This is a genomic window from Streptomyces sp. WP-1, assembly GCF_030450125.1.
Lineage (GTDB): Bacteria > Actinomycetota > Actinomycetes > Streptomycetales > Streptomycetaceae > Streptomyces > Streptomyces incarnatus.
Map to the genome: position 1 here is coordinate 857,132 of NZ_CP123923.1, position 21,540 is coordinate 878,671.

Genomic DNA, 21,540 nt, shown 5'->3' on the forward strand with positions numbered 1-21,540 from the left:
CGCCCCCCAGGCCCGCCCGCCGCCGTCGCGAAACTCGCCGAAACCCTCCGTGACGTGGGAAATCTCCGTGGTGATTGCATCATTGACGGATCGTCGGCCAGCCGATACCACTGACCCAGTTCGGCGCCGCACGCCCCGCCACGCCCGCCCGTCCCAGGAGGCCGCATTGCGAGGTTCCGCCCCCGATTCCCCGTCCACTCCCGGCCACAGACATCTGAGGCGGGCCGCCGTACCGCTCGCCGCGGCGGCCCTGCTGCTGCCGCTGTTCGGCGCGGCCCCCGCCCGGAGCGCCCCGGACCCCTCCCCCGGCCGGCTGCAGTCGGCGTTCGCCTCCGCGTCCGCCGCGTACCACGTGCCGCAGAGCGTGCTGCTGGCCGTCTCCTACCTCCAGTCCCGCTGGGACTACCACGGCGGCGCGCCCAGCGTCTCCGGCGGCTACGGCCCGATGCACCTCACCGACGCCCGTACCGCGATCGCCGCCACGGAGCACTTCGCCGACGGCACCGAGGACGCGCGCGGCGACAGCTCCCGCCCCGCGCCGCACCCCGAGTCGAAGGTGCCGGCCGACTCCGCGCTGCCGGCCCGGCTGAAGACCCTGCCCCGGGCCGCGCGGCTGACCGGCATCCCGGCCGCGAAGCTGCGCACCGACCCGGCGGCGAACATCTCCGGCGGCGCCGCCCTGCTGGCCGCCGCACAGCGTGGGCTGGGCGAGCCGCTGAGCGCCGACCCGGCCGACTGGTACGGCGCGGTGGCCCGCTTCTCCGGGGCCGACGACACGGCGACGGCGGCAGCGTACGCCCATGACGTGTACGACGTGCTCCGCACGGGTGAGCGGCGCACCACGGACGCCGGGCAGCGGGTCGCCCTGGCCGCCGAGCCGGGTCTCGCCCCGCGGACCGCGCAGCTGTCCCGGACCGGGCCGCGCACCGTCAAGGACGACGGCGCGCAGTGCCCGAAGTCGGTGTCCTGCGAGTGGCTCCCGGCGGCGTACGCGCAGTTCGGCGACGACGACTACGGCAATCACGACCTCGGCGACCGCCCGGCCTCGCAGGCGATCAAGTACATCGTCATCCACGACACCGAGGGCGCCTGGGACGGCGTCCTGAACCTGATCCAGGACCCCACCTACGTGTCCTGGAACTACACCGTCCGCTCCACCGACGGCCTGATCGCCCAGCACGTCAAGGCGAAGGACGTGGCCTGGCACGCGGGCAACTGGGACGTCAACGCGCGCTCGATCGGCATCGAGCACGAGGGCTTCCTGGCCGACCCGGACGCCTGGTTCACGGAGGCGATGTACCGGTCCTCGGCGCGGCTGGTGACGTACCTGTCCTCGCGGTACGGCATTCCGCTGGACCGGCAGCACATCCTGGGCCATGACAATGTGCCCGGCCCGACGGCGTCCACCATCGCGGGGATGCACACCGACCCGGGGCCGTACTGGGACTGGGCGCACTACTTCCAGCTGCTCGGCCACCCGTTCAAGAAGACCGCGGGCAGGCAGGGCGGCCTGGTGACGATCCGGCCGGACTACGCCACGAACCAGCCGGCCTACACGGGCTGCACCACGGCGGGCGAGCCCTGCGCGGCGCACGCCTCCAGCGAGGTGCGGCTGTACTCGGACCACGATGTGAACGCGCCGCTGATCACGGACGTCGGGCGCGGTACGCCGCCGACGACCGACGTCAACGACGTGTCCTCGCGGGCCGCCACCGGCCAGCAGTACGCGGTCGCCGATCACTGGGGCGACTGGACGGCCATCTGGTACCTCGGCCAGAAGGCGTGGTTCCAGAACCCGGCGAAGCATCCGACGGCCGTCTCCGCCAAGGGGCGCGTGATCACCCCGAAGGAGGGGCTGACCAGCATCCCGGTGTACGGCCGCGCCTACCCGGAGAAGTCCGCCTATCCGGCGGGGGTGCCCGTCCAGTCGGTGGTGCCGCTGCCGTACACCGTCCCGGCCGGGCAGAAGTACGTGATCGGTGACGAGATGCCGGGCGAGTACTACTACTCGGTCACCTTCACCCCGGACTCGCACCAGGTGGTGCGGGGCGACGACCTGTACTACGAGATCCAGTACGGCCACCGGGTCGAGTTCGTCCGGGCGGCGGACGTGACCGTGGAGAACTCGGCGAGCTGACCGCTCCCGGGCCTCAGCCCTGCTGGAAAAGCTCCGCCGGGAGCGGCTTCAGCAGGGCGTACAGGTCGTCGGTGATGGGCCGGTCCCAGGCGGCGATGGTCACGAGGACGCCGTCGCTGCGGTCGAACTGGACACAGGAGATCCGGCTCTCGGAGAGCTTCAGCCGGCGCACGATCAGGAGGTTGTCGCCCTGGAGCACCGGGGTGTCCTCGGTGCCGACGACGGTGACCTCCTCGTCGTTCTCCAGCGCCAGCAGCAGCTGGCCCACCTCGAAGGGGATCTCCGCCTCTTCCACCTCGCGGGCCGGGGAGCCCTGCGGCAGATTGCCGATGATCATCGCGGGGCCGCGGCCGCCGAAGAGGTCGTAGCGCAGGAAGACACCCTGGCAGGTGCCGTCGGGCGCGGGCAGCAGACCCGCGCCGAGATTGCCCGGCCAGTCGCCCGGGTCCATGGCCAGCACGTCGAAGTCGGGCCCGGCGGGAGTGGCACTGCGGCGGCGGAGGAACGACATGCCGCAATGGTACGTGCCCCGGCACAGCGGAGTGACCTGCGGGCACCCGGTGGTGGAGCGGGGCAGGCATGCCGGGAGGGCGGGGTGCGGAACTCGCGGTGTGGAGGCGCGCGCTCGTCGCTCGGGCTCGGGGACAGGGGCCGTACCCGCGTCCGCCGTGCCGGGCCGACCACCGGCGGCGGGCACCGGGCAGGGGTCCGCGAGACCGGCTCGGGCCGGGGCCGGGGCCGTACCGGGGTCGGGGCCGTACCGGGGTCGGGGCCGTACCGGGGCCGGACGGGCGGACTCCGGGCCCCTCACTCCCTGTCACCGGCCACCCGCTCGGCGGCCACACGCCCGGCGGCCGCGGCGGGCCGGCCCGGCACCCGCCGTCACCGCACCCCGTCCTCACCCGCTCACGACTTCCCTCATTCCTCCCCCTCCCCCGGCGTCGGCGGCAGCACCGCCACCGGGGCGGCCGCGTGCAGCAGGACGGCCTGGGTGACGGAGCCCATCATGCGGGCCGGGGCGAGCAGGCGGCGGCGGTGGCGGCCGACGACGACCAGTTCGGCGGCGCGGGAGGCGGCCACGAGGTTGCCCGCCGCGTCGCCCGGCAGGGCCTCCGAGTCGGCGCGGACGCTCGGGTGGCGCTCGCGGTGCGGGGCGAGGAAGCCCTCGGCGAGGGCCCGGGTCTCGTTGGCGATGGCCTCCTCGTCGGGCATGGGCGGCACCAGCTGGCCGGGCGCCGACCAGGTCTGAAGGGGCCACGGATAGGCGGCGATCGCCTGCACCCGGGCGCCGCGCAGGGCCGCCTCGGTGAAGGCGAAGGCGAGCGTGGCCTCGTCGGGGCTGTCGACGTTCACACCGACCACCACCCGGGGTCCGGGCTCGGCGGGGCCCTCGCCGTGCACCTCGCGGTCGGGCGGCGGTACGACGACGACCGGGCACTCGGCGTCCCGCGCGGCGGCGAGGCTGTTGGAGCCGAGCAGCAGGCTGGCGAAGCCGCCCCGGCCGCGGGAGCCGATCACCATCAGCTGGGCGTCGACGCCGAGTTCGGGCAGCACCGCGCCGGGCGCCCCCTCCAGCGCGATGTACTCCACGGTCTCGGGCGCGTGGTCCGCGAGCCGGGCGCGCACCTCGTCGAGGACGGGGTCGCCCTCCTCGTCGGACGGCCCGGCCACCAGGACGTCGGTCTGCCCCCAGGCGGCGTACTGACGGACATGGACCACCCGCAGCGGTGCCGCACGGCGACGGGCGGCGTCCGCCGCCCGCTCCATCGCGCGCAGACTGTCCTCGGAACCGTCCACCGCGGCGATGACCGGCGCAGCGCTCATACTTCCTCACCTCCGGAACACGACCTTCTCCCTTGCTGGGGCCAGCCTCCATCAGGCATCGGCCCCGGCAGGGCGCTGTAGGTCACGTGTCCGGAAATCGGCGCGCAACACCCCCGGTTCAGATCAGGCCCGTGGTGCGGCCCGTCCTCAGGTGAGGTCGAACTCCCCTTCCCGTGCGTCGGAGACGAAGGCGCCCCACTCCGCGGGGGTGAAGATCAGGGAGGGGCTCTCCGGTCGCTCGCTGTTGCGCATCGCGATGAAGCCCTCGACGAAGGCGATCTGGACATCGCCCTTGCCTCGGCTGCTGGACCGCCACTCCGCCTCACTGAGGTCCAGGTCCGGCTTGTCCCAGCCCTTGAGCGGCTTGTGCTGGGTGGTGCTCTCGGCCACGTCCGTGCTCCTCCCGGTGTCGTCGTCCGCGGCTCAGCCTAGCGACCGCTCCCGGTGCCCAACAGCCCACGTGGGAAGGACGTTCAGCGCTCCGGTGGTTCGGCGCCGACCAGCCACATGGCGAAGAACTGCGATCCGCCGCCGTACGCGTGCCCGAGCACCCTTCTGGCCCCGGGCACCTGGTGTTCCCCGGCCTGGCCGCGCACCTGGAGGGCGGCCTCGGCGAAGCGCAGCATGCCGGAGGCGCCGATGGGGTTGGTGGACAGCACCCCGCCCGACATGTTGACGGGGAGGTCGCCGTCGAGCGCGGTCACCCCGGCCTCGGTGAGCTTCCAGCCCTCGCCCTCCGCGGCGAAGCCCAGGTTCTCCAGCCACATGGGCTCGTACCAGGAGAACGGCACGTACATCTCGACGGCGTCGATGTCCCGGCGCGGGTCGGTGATCCCGGCCTGCCGGTAGACGTCGGCGGCGCAGTCCCGGCCGGCCCGCGGGGAGACGAAGTCCTTGCCCGCGAACAGGGTGGGTTCGCTGCGCATGGCGCCGCCGAGCAGCCAGGCGGGCGGCCGGGGCGCGCGGGCGGCTCCGGCGCGGTCGGTGAGGACCATGGCGCAGGCGCCGTCCGAGGAGGGGCAGGTCTCGGAGTAGCGGACGGGGTCCCAGAGCATGGGCGCGGCCATCACCTTCTCCAGGGTGATGTCGTGTTCGTGCAGGTGGGCGTAGGGGTTCTTGAGGGCGTTGCGCCGGTCCTTGTGGGCGACCAGCGCGCCGACGGTGTCGGGGGCGCCGCTGCGCCGCATGTAGGCGCGCACATGCGGGGCGAAGAAGCCGCCCGCCCCGGCGAGCAGGGGCTGCTGGAAGGGGACGGGCAGGGACAGCCCCCACATGGCGTTGGACTCGGACTGCTTCTCGAAGGCGACGGTGAGGACGGTTCCGTGCAGCCGGGCGGCCACGAGGTTCGCGGCGACCAGCGCGGTGGAGCCGCCGACGGAGCCCGCGGTGTGCACGCGCAGCACGGGTTTGCCGACGGCGCCGAGCGCGTCGGCGAGGTACAGCTCGGGCATCATCACGCCCTCGAAGAAGTCGGGCGCCTTCCCGATGACCACGGCGTCGACGTCCTACTGTGATCGACTGATCGTCGTACCGCCGTCACCCTGCCGAGGGTCCCTGCCCTCCTCCCCCGAGGATCCGCCATGACGCACCCGCCCGTGCCGCTCGGCACCTTCCCCACCCCGCTCGAACCGGCGCCCCGGCTGGCCGCCGCGCTGGGGCTCGGCCCGGAGGACCTGTGGGTCAAGCGGGACGATCTGACCGGTCTGGGCGGCGGCGGGAACAAGATCCGCAAGCTGGAGTGGACGGTGGGCGCGGCGCTCGCGGAGGGCGCGGACACGCTGGTGACCACGGGCGCGGCGCAGAGCAACCACGCCCGGCTGACCGCCGCCGCGGCCGCCCGGCTGGGCCTCGACGCCGTGCTGGTGCTGCGCGGCACCCCCGGTGCCTCCCGCTCCGGGAACCTCGCGCTCGACTGGCTGTTCGGGGCCCGGCTCACCTGGGCGGGCGATGTGGACCAGGCGGGCCTGGACACGGCCGCGGCCGAGGTGTGCGCCCGGCTGCGCGCGGCCGGGAAGCGCCCCGCGCTGATCCCGTTCGGCGGCTCCGGGACCCTGGGCGCCCGGGGCTACGCGCGCTGCGGCGAGGAACTGCGCTCCCAGCTGCCGGAGTTGCGCACGGCGGTGGTCGCGCTCGGCTCGGGCGGCACCATGGCGGGCCTCGTCGCCGCCCTCGGCACCGACCGCGTCCTCGGCGTCGATGTCGGCGCGCTGGCCGACCCGGCCGCCGCGGTGGTGGCGTTCGCTACGCCGCTCACCTCGCGGGAGGTCACGGCGGAGCGGCTACGGGTGCGGCGGGACCAGGTGGGCGCGGGGTACGCGGCGCTGACGGAGCCGGTGTCCGAGGCACTGCGGCTGGCCGCGCGGACCGAGGGGATCGTGCTGGACCCGACGTACACGGGGCGGGCCCTGGCCGGGCTGCGGGCGGCGGTGCGCGACGGCGACGTACGCCCCGGGGAGAAGACGGTGTTCGTGCACACCGGGGGGCTGCCGGGGCTGTTCGGTCACGCGGCGGCGGTGGCGGCCGCGGAGGAGGGGGCGGGGGCTTACTGAGGGGCAGGCCCAGGGGAGATCGGGGCGGTGAAGGGCGTACAGAAATTCTTCGGCCGGTACCCGCAACCTCGACCGGGGTCGGACGTCTGTCCGGGTGGAGGCCTCCACTTCGACCAGTTGTCCGACCAGCCCTGAAGGAACCCATGTCCGCACACCGTGTCCCCCGCCCGAGCCGCGCCCGCAAGCTGCGCACCGTCCTGGGGGTCTCCGCGCTGGGCGCGGCGCTCGCCGTCACCGGCACCGTGGCCGCGCAGGCCGCGCAGTCCGACCACCACGCCGCCGCGACGCCGAAGCCGGTGCCGTCGGTCCCGACCCGTACGGCGACGCCGACCCCCGTCCCCTCGGTCCCGGGCGGTACGGCGACCCCGCGTCCCGTGCCCTCGGTCCCGGGCGGTACCGCGACCCCGCGTCCCGTGCCCTCGGTCCCGGGCGGTACCGCGACCCCGCGCCCCGTGCCGTCCGTCCCGGGCGGTACCGCGACCCCGTCGCCCGTGCCGCCGCCCGCGCACTCCGCGTCCCCGTCGCCGGTGCCGTCGACGCCCGCCCACCCGCACCACGGGCCGGCCGTCCCGGCGCCGGTTCCGCCGCAGCACTGAGGTAGGGGCGGGTGCGGGGAGCCGTCGTACGGCGGTTCCCCGCACCCGGTCCCGGGAGATCCATGACGACAGCCACCCCACCGGCGGCCCTGCCCTGGGAACGGGCCGGTGCCGCCCGGCTCCCGTCCCGCCGGCGGCGATTCACCCGGCTCCTCGCCCGTATCGGCATGGGCCAGGACACCGTGTCCGAGCCGCGTCCCCCGACCAGGGGAGCGGCAACCGCCGCCGAACGCCCGCCCGGGATCGAGGAGTTGTACCACCACCGCCGGCTGCCCCTGGTGCGCCTTGCGGTGCTGCTGGTGGACGATCTGCCCACGGCCGAGGACGTCGTACAGGACGCGTTCACCGCGCTGTTCCGCCGGCACGGCCATCGGCTGGCCGCCCTGGACGACCCGGAGGCGTATCTGCGGACCAGCGTGGTCAACACGGCCCGCTCGGTGCTGCGTCGGCGCAGGACCGTACGGGCGCACCCCCCGGCGCCGGAGGGGCACGCGCCCGCGCCCGAGGAGGACGTGCTCATCCATGAGGACCACCGGGAGGTGCTGGCGGCGCTGGGCACCCTGACCCGGCGCCAACGGGAGGTACTGGTGCTGCGCTACTGGTCGCATCTGACGGAGGCCGAGATCGCGGCGACGCTCGGTCTGTCGAGAGGGGCCGTCAAGTCCACGGCCAGCCGGGCCCTGGACGCGCTCGGCCGGCGTCTGGAGGGTCTGCGATGAACCACTCCCCCGTCGACGGATCCGTCCGGGAACCCGTCGAGGAACGGCTGCGCGCCGCCCTGGCCGCCCGCGCGAACGCCGTCGGACCGGCCGATCTGCGCCCCCTGCGCTCGCCGACCGGCGCGCTCAAGTCGTACCGTCTGCCGCTGCGCGGCACCGTGGTGGGGCTGCTGGCCCTGGCGGCGGTGGCGGCCCTCGTCCTGTTCACCCTCCACGGCGGCGGGACCCGTCCGGCACCGCCGGCCCACCATCCGCGCCCGACCGTCGGCACGCCCTCACCGGTGCCGAGTTCCGCGTCGCCCACGCCCGTGGCGAGCCCTTCCGCCCCGGAGCCGGACCCGCGGTGAGCACGGTGCGGGCCCTGAGCGCGGTGAGCGCGGTGAATGCGGTGAGCGCGGTGAGCGCGGTGGCGAATTGCACCCGTCCGCGCCCACCGGTCCGGCACCCGCACCGCTAAGTTGGGCGGCATGAGCAACCTTGACCGCGCGCCCGAGCCGACCGTCTGCGGTGGCCGCGGATTCGTCGTCGCGGAACCCGTCCGCGAACTGCTGAGCCCCCGCTCCGTCAAGCTGGGGGAATCGACCGAGGTGCGACGGCTGCTGCCGAACCTCGGCCGCCGCATGATCGGCGCGTGGGCCTTCGTCGACCACTACGGCCCGGACGACATCGCCGACGAGCCCGGCATGCAGGCCCCGCCGCACCCCCACATCGGGCTGCAGACGGTCAGCTGGCTGCACGAGGGCGAGGTGCTGCACCGCGACTCCACGGGCAGCCTCCAGACGATCCGGCCCCGGCAGCTGGGCCTGATGACCGCGGGGCGCGCGATCAGCCACTCCGAGGAGAGCCCCCGCCCGCACGCCCGCCTCCTGCACGGCGCCCAGCTGTGGGTGGCGCTGCCCGACGCGCACCGGCACACGGAACCGAGGTTCGAGTTCCACGCCGAGCTGCCCACGGTCACCGCGCCCGGCCTGACCGCCACGGTGCTCCTCGGCGACCTCGACGGCTCCGTCTCCCCCGGCACGGCCTACACCCCGATCGTCGGCGCCGACCTCACCCTCACCCGGGGCGCCGATGTCCGGCTGCCCCTGGACCCCGACTTCGAGTACGGCGTCCTCGCGATGTCCGGCGAGGTCCACGTGGACGGCGTGCCGGTGCTGCCCGGCTCGATGCTCTACCTCGGCTGCGGCCGCTCCGAACTCCCCCTGCGCGCCGAGTCCGACGCCGGCGTCATGCTCCTGGGCGGCGAGCCCTTCGCCGAGGAGCTGATCATGTGGTGGAACTTCGTGGCCCGCACCGAGTCCGAGATCGAACAGGCCCGCGAGGACTGGATGAAGGGGGTTCGTTTCGGCGAGGTGAAGGGCTACGACGGGGCTCCGCTGCGCGCACCGCAGCTGCCGGAGGTACCGCTGAAACCGCGCGGAAGAGTGCGTTGACCTGGGGAGACTCTGATTTGCGGTCCAAGGCGTTCGAGACCGTCCTTTCGCCTGACCTCCAACGAGGATCGCTGGTGGCGCTGACTCTTGGATACTGCCTGCGGGACGCCTCCGAGGCTGCCCGCGTTTCCAAGGTCTGGTCATATGAGGGCAGCTTTGGCCGGACGAATGCTGACCCAATGCTGACTTTACTGACGAGTCATCAGCACATGGTGAAGCGGTGTGATCGCTCCTTGGAGCGCGGCTGGGGGAGAGATTATCTGCATCGTGTTGTCGGCTGATGCTGCCCCGGAGTCGATTAGCCTTCGGGGCCAGTCGTCGTTGGCCGGCCGCTCGGGCAGTTGTGGGAACCAAACAGCTTCAGGTGTAGGCGACACGGGCACTCGTCCGACCGCATCACCGTCGAACACGCCCTTGCCGATCACAAACGCTGGAAGCAACTGACCCGCTGGACCCGCCGCCGCGACCGCCTGCCCGACACCTACCGCGCCATGGCCGGCCTCGTCTCCGACCGCACCGCCAACGTCTGAGTACCGGCCACGGCCAGGCCGAACACACCTCACCCGCTACCACGCACCAACTCGTAGGAGGCCGGGCGAGGGCGAGCAGATGTCACTGCTCTGACGGCGGTGTCAGTGCGGAGAACCGGATTCGCTGCCCTGCTCGCCTCTACCCGTCAAGCCGACTCTCGCGGAGCGCGTCAAGGCATGTACTGGATCCTCGGCGCACTCACTGTCCGGTGTTGCATCGGTGTCAACAGTGCCGTTCTTTCGGCTGCGGCCTCGGAGCGCCTCGCGCAGCTTTCGCCAAGCCTCCACCAGCGGAAGGAGCTGCCCCAGGATTCCGGTCACCACAAAGATGGCAATAGAAACCACGCCCGACCAAGCAAGAATCCACAGAACCGCCGACGAGTCCACTGTTCAGTCCCTTCTGATCGGGACCGAGCTGGCGGCGCACGCACTCAGCTCGATCCACATAGGTATGTGGCTGAGCTGAGTTCTGCGCCAGCGTAAGAACTCAGGTAGTCGTGATTGGCGCGTTGAGTGGGTTTCGAGTGTAGGAGCCGGGGCCAACCGTGGATTGATGAGGTAGAGGCAACGCGCTGGCGTTGCCTCTACCTCATCAATCCATTTGGGCTGCGCGGAGCAATGCCATTCCCACGGCATTGCTCCGCGCAGCCCAAGCGTCCTTTGCGCCACCGTATCGGACGACGGATGGTGTTGTCCTGGGAACAGCAAGAGAGGCGGCGGGTGGGCCGCCTCTCGAATGGTGCGATCATGGAGTCGGCCGCGGGGGCGCACCCGAGCCGTGGAGGATTCCCACCGTGGGACGTCCCGACAAAGCCGCGCGTGCGGCCATCGCACGCCGCCGCTCGGAGGCCATCGACCTACGCCTCGCCGGCGTCGACTGGTTGACCATCGCGCGCAAGCTCGCTGCCGATCCGATAGCCAACTCCGACGGCATTGCCTACCCGCAGGGTTACGGCATCGAGCGGTACCGTAAGTCAATCGACCCGCCCACCGATGAGGCATTGAGCTTCTTCGACTTGGCCACCGATCGGGTGATGGGGCGTGAAGCGCAACGAGCGAGGCCCCCGGGCTGTTGATCGAGATGTCTGACGTCTCAATCACGTTGCTCGGGGGCCTCGTTGGTTATCCATCCTGCCGCACTCGACCTGCCGCATGCACTCGTGGAGTGGGTCACCATGCTGATCGTCACCCGTGAGGGCGACCGGCGCTGCAAACTCCGCCCGTCCCAGCGCGCGATGGTGGCACTGGTGTACCTGCGCGAGCACACCACTCTGGCGAAGATCGCCGCCGGGTTCGGGATCAGCGAGTCCACCGCCCACGCCTACACCAGCGCGGTCGTCGGCCTGCTCGCCGAACGCGCACCGGGCCTGCTGAAGACGCTCCGCGCGCACGACCCCGAGTTCGTCCTGCTCGACGGAACCCTCGCCGAGTGCGACCGGGTCGGCGACGGCCGGGCCGACTACTCCCACAAACACCGGCGCCACGGCGTGAACGTGCAGGTCGTCACCGACCCCGGCGGCCGGCTGCTGTGGCTCTCGCCCGCCCTGCCGGGCCGCACCCACGACCTGACCGCCGCCCGCACCCACCAGATCATCCGAATCTGCGAGCGCCAGGGCGTTCCCATCCTGGCCGATCTCGCCTACCAGGGCGCCGGCCCGTGGCTGACCACCGGCATCAAGCGCAGACCCCTGCAGGAACTCACTCCCACCGAAAAGACCCTCAACCGGGCACTGGCCGCAGCACGAGCGCCCGTCGAACGCGGCGTCGCGAGGCTGAAGTCCTGGCGTATCTTCCACCGGTCCCGATGCAGCCCCAACCGCATGACGTCAATCGCCAAGGCCATCCTCACACTGGAGCGGCAACGCTGAAGAAGCTCAGTAATGTCCTCATTGGCCATTGTTATGCCCATTAGGGTAATGGTGTGCTTGCGGCATGAAGAAGATCGCAACAGCCGTAGCGACGTTAGTGACCGTGGGTTCCCTGTCAGCGGGGTCTGCCGCCTCCGCAGTCTCCCTGCTCGCACAGCCGCACCCTTGGGACAAGCGCATCAAGTGCCAGGCCAAGGACCCCCAGGGGCGGAAGATCGTCACCCGGTACGGGAATGCCGACTTCGGCTGGCAGCACTTCACCGGCCGCCACAACATCAAGAAGTGCGGGACGATCGCAGCCATCGTCAACGAACACCCCGAGTCCGATGACCATCACGGCCGACTCACCTACGGCGGGGTAGAGTTCGAGACTGGCGTGCCCCGGCCCAGGATGGTGAAGATCGTGGTCATCGTTCAGTACTCCCGTAAGACCAAGGACCAGAAGTACGACGCTGGCAGCGGGCAAACGATCGGCGTGATCAACGCGTTCTGCAAGAACCAGCCGGCCAACAAATGCCCGGCCTGGGCGAAGCTGTGACCGGCCAGAACCTCCACCAAGGGGTCTTCGAGCACCTGCCCGGGATCGTCCGCGCCCTGGTCGCCGATCACACGCCGGACCTTCCTGTCTTCAAGGGCCTGGTGGTCACCGGCGATGACCGGATGCGGCTGTACCTCACAGCACCCGACGGGAGCCTCACCTACGGCGCCGACGTGATCATCAGCCACGCCGGTCCCGGCCTGCTGGCCGGCATCGGGTCCGGATACCTCGAAAACGAGTACGAACAGAAGCCGACCGACGACCCGCTGTGCGACGTGGTCGTAGATCTGACCAGCTACTGAACAGCCTCTGGGGCGGGTGGCTGGCCACGGCGTCTGGCTGTCAGAGCGGTGCACTCCGTCGCGGTCATCCAGGCAGCCGTGGCATCGGCCCTCCAGGGCAGCGGTACCGGCGTCGGTCAGCCGCCAAGGGCAGGTAGACGCGTGCAAGAGGCACCGCGCGGAGACTGCGTGCGGGGCCTCGGCCTCGTGGCGAAGTCGATCAGGCGACGAAGGAGATGAACGCCTTCCACGCCTTGGGCTGGATGGCGAACGCTGGTCCGTTGTCGTGCTTCGAGTCACACACGGCCACGTAGCCATGTGTAAGAGTCGGACCGGCCATCTTGATGCAGTTGTTGCCGTTGCCACTGTAGGAAGAGACGATGAAGTCGCCTTCAGGGGCGAGGCCTTGGGCGTTAAAAGCCATCTCTTAGATCTCTCGGGCTAGTCGTTGCAGAAACTCCGGCGTCTTTGCCACTGGCACAGCGCCGTCCCGCAAGGCATCAAACCTGCGGGTGAACATTTAGACCTCAGTGTCTTTGTCGCTGAGGGTGGAAGTGCCGTCGACCGTGTCCATCTGGACCACGGTCGGAATGCGGTCGTCGAACTCCATCAGCGTGAAGTCAAACGGATGACGGTAGGTGGGGTTTGCCAGGGGAAGGATCTGGATCGTCACGTTGTCCAGGGCCGCGAGTTCGCAGAGCCGGTCCATCTGTCCTCTCATGACCTGCGAGCTACCCATGACGCGGCGCAGGGCAGCCTCGTCGAGGATGGCCCGAACCTCCACGGGATTGTCCCTGATGATGATCTCCTGCCGCTCCATGCGCAGGCGGATGCCCTTCTTCACGAACTCTGTCGTGCGCTCTTCGACAGGCTTGCCGACCTCGAACACGGCTCGCGCGTACTCCTCCGTCTGGAAGAGTCCGAGCACCACGTCGGGCTGCCAGGCCCTTATGGCCTTAGCTCCGTCTTCCAAGCCGATGTACATCGCCATCCCGGATGGCATGGTGCGAGCGTAGGTCGACCACCAGCCCCTGTTCAGGCTGTCTCGGTGAATACTGACGAGGAAATCAATGTCGTTCTTGTCGGTCACGCCGTAGGCATTGAGGACCGCCACAAGGTCGACGGACCGTCGAAATGCGCTTGTGCCTCGCTCAACTCGGTACAACCGCGTGGTGCTGATGCCGTCCATCTGCTTGACGGCATCAGCAGTGGCGTTGAAGCCGGCTCGGATACGCAGGCGTCGAGTTCCGTGCCGAGCTGTACCCGCCTGACTGTCGGTCCTGTCGGTCCTGTCGGAGCTGCCACGCCTGTCCTCCCGCAGTCGCGAGTCCATCCGATTCTGCCCGAAGTCCACCAAAACCAGTCGAGAGCCCCCCCCAACTCGGCGGAGAGCTGGGGCATTTCTGTCGAGAGGTTTGCTGGATCGGGCGCGAGCCCTGAGTCTGCCATCTCCAGTCACCCTTGCAAAGGCCAGAGTCTCTAGCGTTTACACATGCTTTCTCAAGTGAAAAGTGCACTTGGGTTTGCATTGCAACTGTCGCATGGAGCAGCCTAGATGTGCACGGAGACGACCTCGCCCGACAGCGGGACGTGACCAGTGCTGGGCGTCTGCGACCCACTCGCAGAGCTGTCCAAACCCTCCCCCGAGGAGCGGCCCGCCGCCATTCGAGTGCTCCCTTTCGGCGGCGGCCCGCAGGGGCCCACTGACGTCCAGGACGCTGCTGGCGACCTGTAACTAAACCCCAAACGGAGACACCCCCATGTCACCGATGTCACCGAGCACTACGCAGGCACAAAACGGAATGCCCCGCGAAGACGAGAGCGGCAATGTCGAGCCCTCCCAGTCAGTCACGGTGACGTCCGGCGGGTCGCTGGCGCCAATGCCTCGCGGAGAGGCCTTGGTGCGGCGAACCCAGGCAGCACGGTGGATGCTTAAGGCCGCCGAGTCGCAGGAAGCAGTCGGCAGGGAGTGGAGACACCACGGCGCAGCTCTGATGGCCGCCGGGATCATGTGGGACGTCGTACGGACGCCCTACACCGCCCTCGGCCTTGGTTTCGAACGCTCCACCGACGTCCAAGATCTCCGCCGTCAGGTGGCGGAGATGGGGGTTGGGGCGGTCTGGTGTGACCCCTTCAGGCCGTTCCTCTACTTCCTGGTGCCGCCCGGCACGGACCGGCACTGGCCGAGCGACATGAGCCAGGCCGGCTTGGACTGCCTGGGGGGCACCCCGCCGTACACCCGCCATACCGGCGTGCCGCGTCTGGACCGCCTCTCGCCGCCGGGGCACTACTGGCTCGTCCCGCCCGACTACGGCGGCGATGTCCTCGCGGACCCGGCGCACCTGTACAAGGTGCTACGGGAGCGCGCGAGCGAGCTGGATGCGTCGACGCCGAGCACCCCATGAGCAGGTGTCGGCCGCGCCGCTCTCCCGGCCCGGCCGACACCTCTTCGCCCTCCGACTTTGTGAGAGACATGTCCGCCCAACACCCCCTGCTGCCCCTTTTACGCAAACGAAGCGCGGAACTGGTAGGCGCTGTCCCGGCGACGCTGGTCGTTGCCGACCACCTCGCTGCCCACGCGCTCATCGGCGTCACCGTCCATGAAGACCTCGACAAGCCCCAGGCGGGCACGGCCATGTCTGTGCCGGACATGCCCGTCGACCAGTCCGGCGTCTCACCCGAAGGGCCCGCCGCGTGATCACCATGCTCCATGAGACGCGGACTCCCGAGTACTGGGACAGCCTCTACAGCGCGAGCTATCGCGTCGCCCCGTCCCGCGCCGAGGAGCGGCAGATGATGCGGGCCCTCACCGGCGCCGAGTGCGGCATGCGCGTCCTGGACGTCGGATGCGGCACGGGCGAGCTGAGCGCGCGCATGGCCGACTGGGGAATGAGGGTCACCGGACTCGACTTCAGCCTGGCCGCGATCACGTCGGCGAGGGACACGCACCCCGACCGCGAGGGGCTGCTGGACTTCTGCCTGTACGACGTCACCGCCGCCAGGCCGCTCGTCCCCGCGCCAGAGCCCGCTGACCTGGTGACCTGCCGACTCAGCTTCGAGTTCGTGGACAGCCCCCGCTTCATGGTCCACCTCGGCCGCTGGCTCAAGCCTGGCGGAGTCCTCTACATCGCGACGCACATCGCCGAGAAGGTGTCGCGCGGTGTCGCAAACCGCGGCATATCGGCGGCCCGCGTCGCCGAGTTGGGCGACACATGGAAGCACATGACCGTGTATCGCCTCCCCGACAACCTGCTCGGCATCGTCCTGCGGGGCTGATCAGACTCCCGTCCCCTGTAGGCGATCGGACTCAGGGGACGGGACCGGCCCGTCTTCGCCGCTCGGACGTCACGGTCGCGGCGGAAGGCGGTGCTGGCTGCCGGCGTAGGCGCCTCCCTGTCGTCACGAGGCCCACGTCGGCCTCCCGGCTCGTACCGCGTCGCTCTGGTGCGCCCCGCGGTCCGCCACACCAGTGGCGGAGTGCCAGATGCGGTGCGAGCCGGGAGAACTGCGTCCCAGCACCACCCAGATCGAACCGAGTTGCCCGCTCGCGCTGCGGCACCGCCGAGGGCGCACTGGCAGCACAGCTCAGACCTAAGGTGATCATGACTCAGGCAATACCAAGACCCGCGTTGGTGGACAACTCCCGGCTGGTGCACGGCCGGGCCGAAACTGAGGCCCTGGTGGGCGCCCCGGCTCAATGGGAGCCGATCGTCGGTGGGGCCGGTGTAGAGATTTGACGGGTGGCCGGCCCGCTGGGCGTGCGGATGTTCAAGCTCGGCGTGGGCGCCGGCGCGGCGAGGGTGGCTCGTGAGGCGGCAGTGCGGAGCCTGCTCGAAGGACTCGTCCCGGCGGGCTCGCGCCTTCCTGCCCAGGGCTGGCACGGCCAGGGTGGGGACTCTGCCTGGCTGACCGTGCCGTGGCTCAACGGGCCGACGATGTGGCAGGTGTTCGCGCCGGTCCGCAGACGCGGCGAGGGGACCGACGAGGCGTTGGCTGCCGCAGTCCTGACCTGCATATCGGTCGCGACCGTCCATCAGGCGAACTGGGTTCCCGCACCACGTCATCCTCGGGCCGGGCGGGGCCCGGATGGTCGACTGGGCGTCGGCCTGGTCCCCGGCCGAGGATCTACCCCCCCCGTGGACACGACCGGCAGCCCCGTTCATCTGTCCAGCCCCGAGAGCCTCGCCCGCTGGAGCCGGCGGCCCGTATGCCCCACGGTGGCAGACGAGGTCTGGACGCCGGCCGCGTCGATCTGGTGGGCGGCGAGCGGCCAGTGGCCGCGTGACTACCGCGCCCTGGCCATAGATCCCTCGGTGTTCACCGAATCCGAGCTGGCGAAGGTACTCGTCCGCTATGGCGCCCCTCTCGCCCTTCTCGCCCACTGGCCGGAGCTGGAGGCAGTGCTGCGGTACGTACTCGAAGCGCCCGCCGAGAGCCGGCCGTCCGCGTTGGACCTGGTCCAGCACCTGTGCGCGCTGCGGGTCTGATCCCGGCTCTACCCATGATCTCCGCGACCGCCCTCCCTCTCACGGGCGATCACGGGCGCCCCCGTTCACGTCCATGCATCAGGAGACCCACTTGAGTATGAAGACCCTCGCGCCGATGTTCCCGGCGCGCTTTCTGACCTGGAACCTGTTCGTAGGCGGCCTGGACGCCGGCGACGACACGCGCCTTCGCGAACAGGCGAAGGTCGTGGCAGGTCTGGAGCACGACTTCGTCTTTGACGGACACCATCGGTGTGGTGGTCAGGCTGCCAAGGCGGCCTCGTGGTCGGCGGGGCCGCGGTAGCCGAGACTGCTGTGCAACCGGTGCAATTTGTACCAGCCCTCGGTCCATTCGAAGACCACGGTGCGGGCGACGGACCCGCTCGGCCAGGAACGGTCGCCGAACAGTCCGCCCTTCGGCGTGGCGAAGAACGACTCGGCCAACGCGTCGTCCCAGCACTGGCCGGTGCGGCTGATCGACAGGCGAATATTGAATTCATCTGCCAGCAGGGAGAATTCGCGGCTGGTGGTGCCGACAGCCGCGGTCTGAATGGAAAAGCGCCGTCCCGGCGGGGCGGCGTCGGCGGCAGACGGACCGCAGCACCTCGACGACCAGCTCGGTGCGCAGATGGTCGGCCATGACCCAGCCGACCACTCGCCGGGAGGCGATCTCGATGACGAATGTACGGAGGATTCCAAGAGGTCGCCAGCCGCGGACTCGGCTTCTTCCCCATGCTCTCCATGATGGACATCCTTCCGGGGCAGAGCCCCTGATCCCGGATGTCCGCCAAAGCAGATCAAGCCCACGGAGATTCTTCGCCGGACGGAATCGTGGCTTCGGCAGGGCGAATCGAGTGCTCTGTCTAGGCCGAATGAGGCCATGTGACGTGTTGTGCGGGGGACGGCGGTCGGGTTGGGCGAGGCATAACGATGGTTCGTTGTCCATCCAGCAGAAATGAGGTTTGCGATGCGTACGACACTGACCCGAGCCGCGGTGGTTCTGATGGTGGGCCTGGGCGCGGTTGTGCCCCTGGCCGCCGCAGCCCAGGCCGACGACTGGAACGGCCCCGAGAAGCAGTACAGCCACATGATGGGCGCGGGCCAGGAGGGCGTCGGCAGCGCGGCGGGCGCGGGCTACGAGTACGTGAACGCCGGCGGACGCGACGGCGCCACCGCCGCCAGTGGGGGCTTCTTCATGACGGGCGCGGGTCATGAGGGCACCGGCAGCGTGGCGGCCGGGAGCAACGAGTACGTGAACGCCGGCGGACCCGACGGCGCCACCGCCGCCAGCGGCGTCTTCTTCACAGCCGACCGGTACTGACCCCTCAAGACGACACGTCGTCCACCGGGCCCGCTCCATCTCTGGGCCCGGTAGGCGCGGATGAAGCCACGCGGCCGAGGCTGCCCTGTCTCCGGTAGGACGTGCGGGGTTGCACGCGGTGCCGGCGGCACTGGCCGGAACAGCCGCCGTCATGATGCTTGTCGATGGGTCTGGGAGGCGCCCTGTTCCAACGATGCGGGAGCTTGGGCGCAGGCACGGCCTGACATGGCGGACGGTGTGGAAGGCCTTGGACTCGGCCTGGCCAGCGGCGCGCAAGCAGCGGCCCGCCGTCACCGGGATCTGCCACCGGCTGGTCGAGCAACACGGCGCCGACGTCGCCTACGGGATGGTCCGCCCTTTTGACGGGCCCCGGCCCCGCACCCGGACGGTCCACGTCCTCAGCGACAAGGGCTACGGCTCCCGGGCCATCCGCACCTGGCTGCGGAACCGGGGCATCGCCCACGCCGACGCCCTTTCCGCTTGGCAGGCAGTGCCCCCACGAGGAAGCGCAGCGCATCTCCCGCAACGCCGCCGCCCGGGCCGCCGCCGGAATCTCGGAGAAGGTGGGGGAGCTTCTCGGAGCCGTCCTTCCCAAACCGATCGGCGCGCTGGTCGAGGCCGCCTTCAAGATCCGCGCGATCGTCATCCAGGCCATAGGCGAGCACTACGGCTGCCGTCTGGTCTCGCCCTGGACCGGCCCCGCTGATGGTCATCCCCCTCCCCCTGGCCCCCAAGCCGGACACCTCGCTGTGGTGGACGGTCATGAACTCCTCCCACAACTGGAGCCAGGACGAGAAATTCCCCCGCCACCTCAGCGTCGACGGCCCGGCCCTGGCGGTCTACAACGACCGGTTGTGTTGAGGGAGGTGTAGGCGTGCCGCTCGGAAATCAGCGGATCGGGAAGGTACTCGACGTAACAGCCCCCGGCTGCGGTCAGGTGCAGCCGCTGTGTCGGTGGTCCTGCTCCATCCGGTAGATCTTGGTGGCCGCCTGCGTGGTGAACAGGAGCGGCGGGGGCAGGTGCATCCGAGGATCGGTGTCTGGAACAGGCCGGACACCAGTACGGGAAGGCTCAACCACCATGGCGGGACCGATTCTTATCACCGGCGCGGGCAGCGGCTTCGGCAAGGAGGTCGCGCTGCGGCTCGCAGCCGGTGGGCACCAGGTGATCGCGGGCGTGGAGATCATCGCCCAGGTCGCCGCGGTCCGTGCCGAGGCTCGGGAGCGGGGCGTCGAACTACGCGTCGAGAAACTCGACGTCACCGACCCCGGCGACCGCGAGAACGCCTGGACCTGGGACGTCGAGGTCCTCCTCAACAACGCCGGCGTCTCCGAAGGCGGCGCCACCGTTGACATCCCCGAGGAACGGCTGCGCCGCCAGTTCGAGGTGAACGTCTTCGGGCCCGTGCTGCTCACCCAGGGCATCGCCCGTCAGATGGCCGCGCGCCGCAGTGGGCGCATCGTCTTCATGTCCTCGGTCGCCGGACTCACCGTCGACCCGTTCACCGGCGCCTACGCCGGGTCGAAGCACGCGGTGGAGGCGTTCGCCGACGCGTTGGACCAGGAGCTGGCCGAGTTCGGCGTCACGGTCGCCACGATCAATCCCGGGCCCTTCCTGACCGGTTTCAACGACACCATGTTCGAGACGTGGAAGGAATGGCGCGACGACCCCGCCGGCCGCCTCTACGACTACGCCGAGCTGGCCTTTCCGCACGAGCAGTACGACCCCGAACCGGTCTACGAGCGCACGGTACGGGTCCTGCTCGGCGAGGAGCGGCGCTACCGCAACCTGCTGCCCGAAGAGATGGAGCCGCAGGCCCGCCACCAGGTCGACTCCCTGTGGGACCGGCAGCTCAACGACGGCAGCCGCCCCGCCCTGGTGCAGAAGGCGTACGACATCACTCCGGGCACACCGGTCCAGGACTGACTCCCCGCAGCCCCGACCTGCCCGTCAACTATCTGACCGCACCTCCCAGCCACAGGGATCGCCCCGGCTGACGCTCACTCGTCGTCGGCGCCGTCCTCGTCGCGCAGAGGTCGCAGCCCGCCGAGCAGGTCGGAAAGCTGGAAGGTGCGCCCGGACCATGGGCTGCGGCCTACGGCGGGGTTCGCGATGGGGCTCGGCGCACGGTGCGGAGCCGGTTCCTCGCGGGTGCCCCTCCCCCGCGCCCCTATCTCAAGAAGGGCCCGCAGGCGCGAACATCGTCCGCGGCTGAACGGCCGAGAGACAAGGGAGTGAGGCGGCTGCCCGGGAAGTGTGGACAGCCGACTCACCTGCTGACGTTCCGGCAGGTCGCCCACGCGCGGGGGGCCGAGTTCGAGGGCGGCTGTTCAGGGCTTGCTGATCGCGGGCGCGGGAAGCGGGTCTCCGCGCGCCTTGCTCCCGGTGACCGCCCCGTCGGCGCCGGCGTCGCTGCCGCCCGGACAGCGGCGGGCCGCAGGCCCGCTTCGCCTCTCGCGTCCGTCAGCGCGAGAGGCGGGTGACGGTCTCCAGGTAGAAGGCGTCGATGCTCTGGACGGCGCGTTCGAAGTCGTCGAGGTTGACGGGCTTGGTGACGTAGGCGTTGGCGTACTGCTGGTAGGCACCGGCGACGTCGTCCGGGGCCGACGAGGTGGTCAGGACGACGACCGGGATGGTGCGCAGGTCCCGGTCCTCCTTGATGACGGCGAGCAGCTCGCGGCCGTTCATGCGTGGCATGTTGAGGTCCAGGACGATCAGGTCGGGACGAGAGCGGGAGGGGTCCCGGAGATAGGCGAGGCCGGCCACGCCGTCGTGGACCTTGACGAGATTGCGGGCGCCGCGGGCCAGCAGCGCGTCCTCGATGAGAAGAGCGTCGGCTTCGTCGTCCTCGACGAGGAGCACGTCATAGGGACGGGCGGGGGCGGTGATCATTGGATACTCCCGGTTTCGGGGGGCGTCGAGGGGGGCTGCTGGTCGAGCAGGCCGGGCCATCGCCGGCGGGCTCCTTGCCGGGTCATGTTGGAGGCCCGGCCGATCTGCGGGTAGCCGGCTCCGGCGTCGGCCGCCTCGTTGGCGGCTCTGGCTTCCAGCTGTTCGACGGCTTGCTGGAAGTAGGTGAGCAGGTGCAGCTGTGCCAGGGCCTGCGCCTGTCCCGCCGTGTGGTCGCCATCGCCACGTATGGTCTCGAACACCTCGGGGACAAGGCGTGACACGAGTTCGTGGACCTCGCGGACGGCCACCTCTGCGATCTCGCTGTCGGTCATCCGCAGCCGGAAATGGATGCCTGGCATACCCGGAG

General features: G+C 70.5%; 26 protein-coding genes and 2 pseudogenes. 19 read left to right on the forward strand and 9 right to left on the reverse strand.

The window, feature by feature from the left end:
• Nucleotides 1-166: 166 nt before the first annotated feature.
• Nucleotides 167-2,137, forward strand: a complete 1,971-nt coding sequence (locus QHG49_RS03495) for an N-acetylmuramoyl-L-alanine amidase (protein WP_301487177.1) — start codon at nt 167-169, stop codon at nt 2,135-2,137.
• Between the two features lie 13 nt (nt 2,138-2,150).
• Here the strand turns inward: QHG49_RS03495 and QHG49_RS03500 are convergent, their stop codons facing one another.
• The 4 genes and pseudogenes from QHG49_RS03500 to QHG49_RS03515 form a co-directional block, all read right to left on the reverse strand.
• On the reverse strand, nt 2,151-2,648 hold the full coding sequence (locus tag QHG49_RS03500) for a hypothetical protein (protein WP_145491421.1): 498 nt from the start codon (nt 2,646-2,648) through the stop codon (nt 2,151-2,153).
• A gap of 407 nt (nt 2,649-3,055) precedes the next feature.
• Nucleotides 3,056-3,961: a universal stress protein gene (locus QHG49_RS03505; RefSeq protein WP_301487178.1), complete on the reverse strand. Its 906-nt coding sequence runs from the start codon at nt 3,959-3,961 to the stop codon at nt 3,056-3,058.
• A 147-nt stretch (nt 3,962-4,108) separates the two neighbouring features.
• Nucleotides 4,109-4,351, reverse strand: coding sequence for a DUF397 domain-containing protein (locus QHG49_RS03510; protein ID WP_145491426.1), 243 nt, complete (start codon nt 4,349-4,351; stop codon nt 4,109-4,111).
• Nucleotides 4,352-4,434: 83 nt separating this feature from the next.
• A pseudogene (locus tag QHG49_RS03515) lies at nt 4,435-5,466 on the reverse strand (thiolase domain-containing protein); the annotation flags it as partial.
• Between the two features lie 75 nt (nt 5,467-5,541).
• On the opposite strand from QHG49_RS03515, the gene QHG49_RS03520 reads away from it, so the two are divergent.
• From QHG49_RS03520 to QHG49_RS03560, 10 genes and pseudogenes are all read left to right on the forward strand, one after another.
• Entirely contained in the window at nt 5,542-6,510 is a 969-nt protein-coding gene (locus QHG49_RS03520) for a pyridoxal-phosphate dependent enzyme (RefSeq protein WP_301487179.1), read from the forward strand.
• Nucleotides 6,511-6,653: 143 nt separating this feature from the next.
• Nucleotides 6,654-7,106 (forward strand): hypothetical protein, encoded by a 453-nt coding sequence (locus QHG49_RS03525; protein WP_301487180.1) that lies wholly within the window; start codon nt 6,654-6,656, stop codon nt 7,104-7,106.
• Nucleotides 7,107-7,168: 62 nt separating this feature from the next.
• Complete coding sequence (locus QHG49_RS03530; protein ID WP_159707184.1) at nt 7,169-7,825, forward strand: RNA polymerase sigma factor; 657 nt, start codon at nt 7,169-7,171, stop codon at nt 7,823-7,825.
• Entirely contained in the window at nt 7,822-8,172 is a 351-nt protein-coding gene (locus QHG49_RS03535; protein ID WP_301487181.1) for a hypothetical protein, read from the forward strand. The genes QHG49_RS03530 and QHG49_RS03535 overlap by 4 nt, the downstream gene beginning before the upstream one ends.
• A 120-nt stretch (nt 8,173-8,292) precedes the next feature.
• Nucleotides 8,293-9,258, forward strand: a complete 966-nt coding sequence (locus tag QHG49_RS03540; RefSeq protein ID WP_301487182.1) for a pirin family protein — start codon at nt 8,293-8,295, stop codon at nt 9,256-9,258.
• A gap of 371 nt (nt 9,259-9,629) precedes the next feature.
• A pseudogene (locus tag QHG49_RS34005) lies at nt 9,630-9,788 on the forward strand (transposase); the annotation flags it as partial.
• 794 nt (nt 9,789-10,582) lie between these two features.
• A complete protein-coding gene (locus tag QHG49_RS03545) occupies nt 10,583-10,864 on the forward strand; it encodes a hypothetical protein (RefSeq protein WP_301487183.1) in 282 nt (93 codons plus the stop codon).
• A gap of 42 nt (nt 10,865-10,906) precedes the next feature.
• Nucleotides 10,907-11,656 (forward strand): transposase family protein, encoded by a 750-nt coding sequence (locus QHG49_RS03550; protein WP_301487184.1) that lies wholly within the window; start codon nt 10,907-10,909, stop codon nt 11,654-11,656.
• 64 nt (nt 11,657-11,720) lie between these two features.
• Nucleotides 11,721-12,194 (forward strand): hypothetical protein, encoded by a 474-nt coding sequence (locus tag QHG49_RS03555; protein WP_301487185.1) that lies wholly within the window; start codon nt 11,721-11,723, stop codon nt 12,192-12,194.
• Nucleotides 12,191-12,496, forward strand: coding sequence for a hypothetical protein (locus QHG49_RS03560; RefSeq protein ID WP_145484415.1), 306 nt, complete (start codon nt 12,191-12,193; stop codon nt 12,494-12,496). Before QHG49_RS03555 ends, QHG49_RS03560 begins: the two co-directional genes overlap by 4 nt.
• Nucleotides 12,497-12,695: 199 nt before the next feature.
• On the opposite strand, the gene QHG49_RS03565 is transcribed toward QHG49_RS03560, so the two are convergent.
• On the reverse strand, nt 12,696-12,899 hold the full coding sequence (locus QHG49_RS03565; RefSeq protein WP_301487186.1) for a DUF397 domain-containing protein: 204 nt from the start codon (nt 12,897-12,899) through the stop codon (nt 12,696-12,698).
• A gap of 96 nt (nt 12,900-12,995) precedes the next feature.
• Nucleotides 12,996-13,664 carry a DUF5753 domain-containing protein gene (locus QHG49_RS03570; RefSeq protein ID WP_301487187.1) on the reverse strand — a complete coding sequence of 223 codons (669 nt, stop codon included), beginning with the start codon at nt 13,662-13,664 and terminating at the stop codon, nt 12,996-12,998.
• Between the two features lie 805 nt (nt 13,665-14,469).
• On the opposite strand from QHG49_RS03570, the gene QHG49_RS03575 reads away from it, so the two are divergent.
• From QHG49_RS03575 to QHG49_RS03595, 5 genes are all read left to right on the forward strand, one after another.
• The gene (locus QHG49_RS03575; RefSeq protein ID WP_145484411.1) at nt 14,470-14,880 is read left to right on the forward strand and encodes a hypothetical protein; all 411 of its coding nucleotides are present in this window, start codon (nt 14,470-14,472) and stop codon (nt 14,878-14,880) included.
• A 68-nt stretch (nt 14,881-14,948) separates the two neighbouring features.
• Complete coding sequence (locus QHG49_RS03580; RefSeq protein WP_301487188.1) at nt 14,949-15,173, forward strand: hypothetical protein; 225 nt, start codon at nt 14,949-14,951, stop codon at nt 15,171-15,173.
• Between the two features lie 5 nt (nt 15,174-15,178).
• On the forward strand, nt 15,179-15,751 hold the full coding sequence (locus tag QHG49_RS03585; protein WP_301492685.1) for a class I SAM-dependent methyltransferase: 573 nt from the start codon (nt 15,179-15,181) through the stop codon (nt 15,749-15,751).
• An 860-nt stretch (nt 15,752-16,611) separates the two neighbouring features.
• Entirely contained in the window at nt 16,612-16,962 is a 351-nt protein-coding gene (locus tag QHG49_RS03590) for a hypothetical protein (protein ID WP_301487189.1), read from the forward strand.
• Between the two features lie 97 nt (nt 16,963-17,059).
• Nucleotides 17,060-17,263 carry a hypothetical protein gene (locus tag QHG49_RS03595; RefSeq protein WP_301487190.1) on the forward strand — a complete coding sequence of 68 codons (204 nt, stop codon included), beginning with the start codon at nt 17,060-17,062 and terminating at the stop codon, nt 17,261-17,263.
• Here QHG49_RS03595 and QHG49_RS03600 read toward each other — a convergent pair.
• Nucleotides 17,221-17,658 (reverse strand): integrase core domain-containing protein, encoded by a 438-nt coding sequence (locus QHG49_RS03600; protein ID WP_301487191.1) that lies wholly within the window; start codon nt 17,656-17,658, stop codon nt 17,221-17,223. The two genes, QHG49_RS03595 and QHG49_RS03600, sit on opposite strands and share 43 nt — an antisense overlap.
• A gap of 268 nt (nt 17,659-17,926) precedes the next feature.
• Here QHG49_RS03600 and QHG49_RS03605 point away from each other — a divergent pair, with 268 nt between their 5' ends.
• The 3 genes from QHG49_RS03605 to QHG49_RS03620 all read left to right on the forward strand — a co-directional run bounded on the left by QHG49_RS03605 (nt 17,927) and on the right by QHG49_RS03620 (nt 20,207).
• Nucleotides 17,927-18,280: a hypothetical protein gene (locus QHG49_RS03605; RefSeq protein WP_301487192.1), complete on the forward strand. Its 354-nt coding sequence runs from the start codon at nt 17,927-17,929 to the stop codon at nt 18,278-18,280.
• A 705-nt stretch (nt 18,281-18,985) separates the two neighbouring features.
• The gene (locus tag QHG49_RS03615) at nt 18,986-19,141 is read left to right on the forward strand and encodes a hypothetical protein (protein WP_301487193.1); all 156 of its coding nucleotides are present in this window, start codon (nt 18,986-18,988) and stop codon (nt 19,139-19,141) included.
• A gap of 220 nt (nt 19,142-19,361) precedes the next feature.
• Nucleotides 19,362-20,207 (forward strand): SDR family oxidoreductase, encoded by an 846-nt coding sequence (locus tag QHG49_RS03620; RefSeq protein ID WP_301487194.1) that lies wholly within the window; start codon nt 19,362-19,364, stop codon nt 20,205-20,207.
• Between the two features lie 537 nt (nt 20,208-20,744).
• On the opposite strand, the gene QHG49_RS03625 is transcribed toward QHG49_RS03620, so the two are convergent.
• Nucleotides 20,745-21,173, reverse strand: coding sequence for a response regulator (locus QHG49_RS03625; protein WP_145484401.1), 429 nt, complete (start codon nt 21,171-21,173; stop codon nt 20,745-20,747).
• On the reverse strand, nt 21,170-21,532 hold the full coding sequence (locus tag QHG49_RS03630) for a hypothetical protein (protein ID WP_145484399.1): 363 nt from the start codon (nt 21,530-21,532) through the stop codon (nt 21,170-21,172). Before QHG49_RS03630 ends, QHG49_RS03625 begins: the two co-directional genes overlap by 4 nt.
• Between the last annotated feature and the right edge of the window lie 8 nt (nt 21,533-21,540).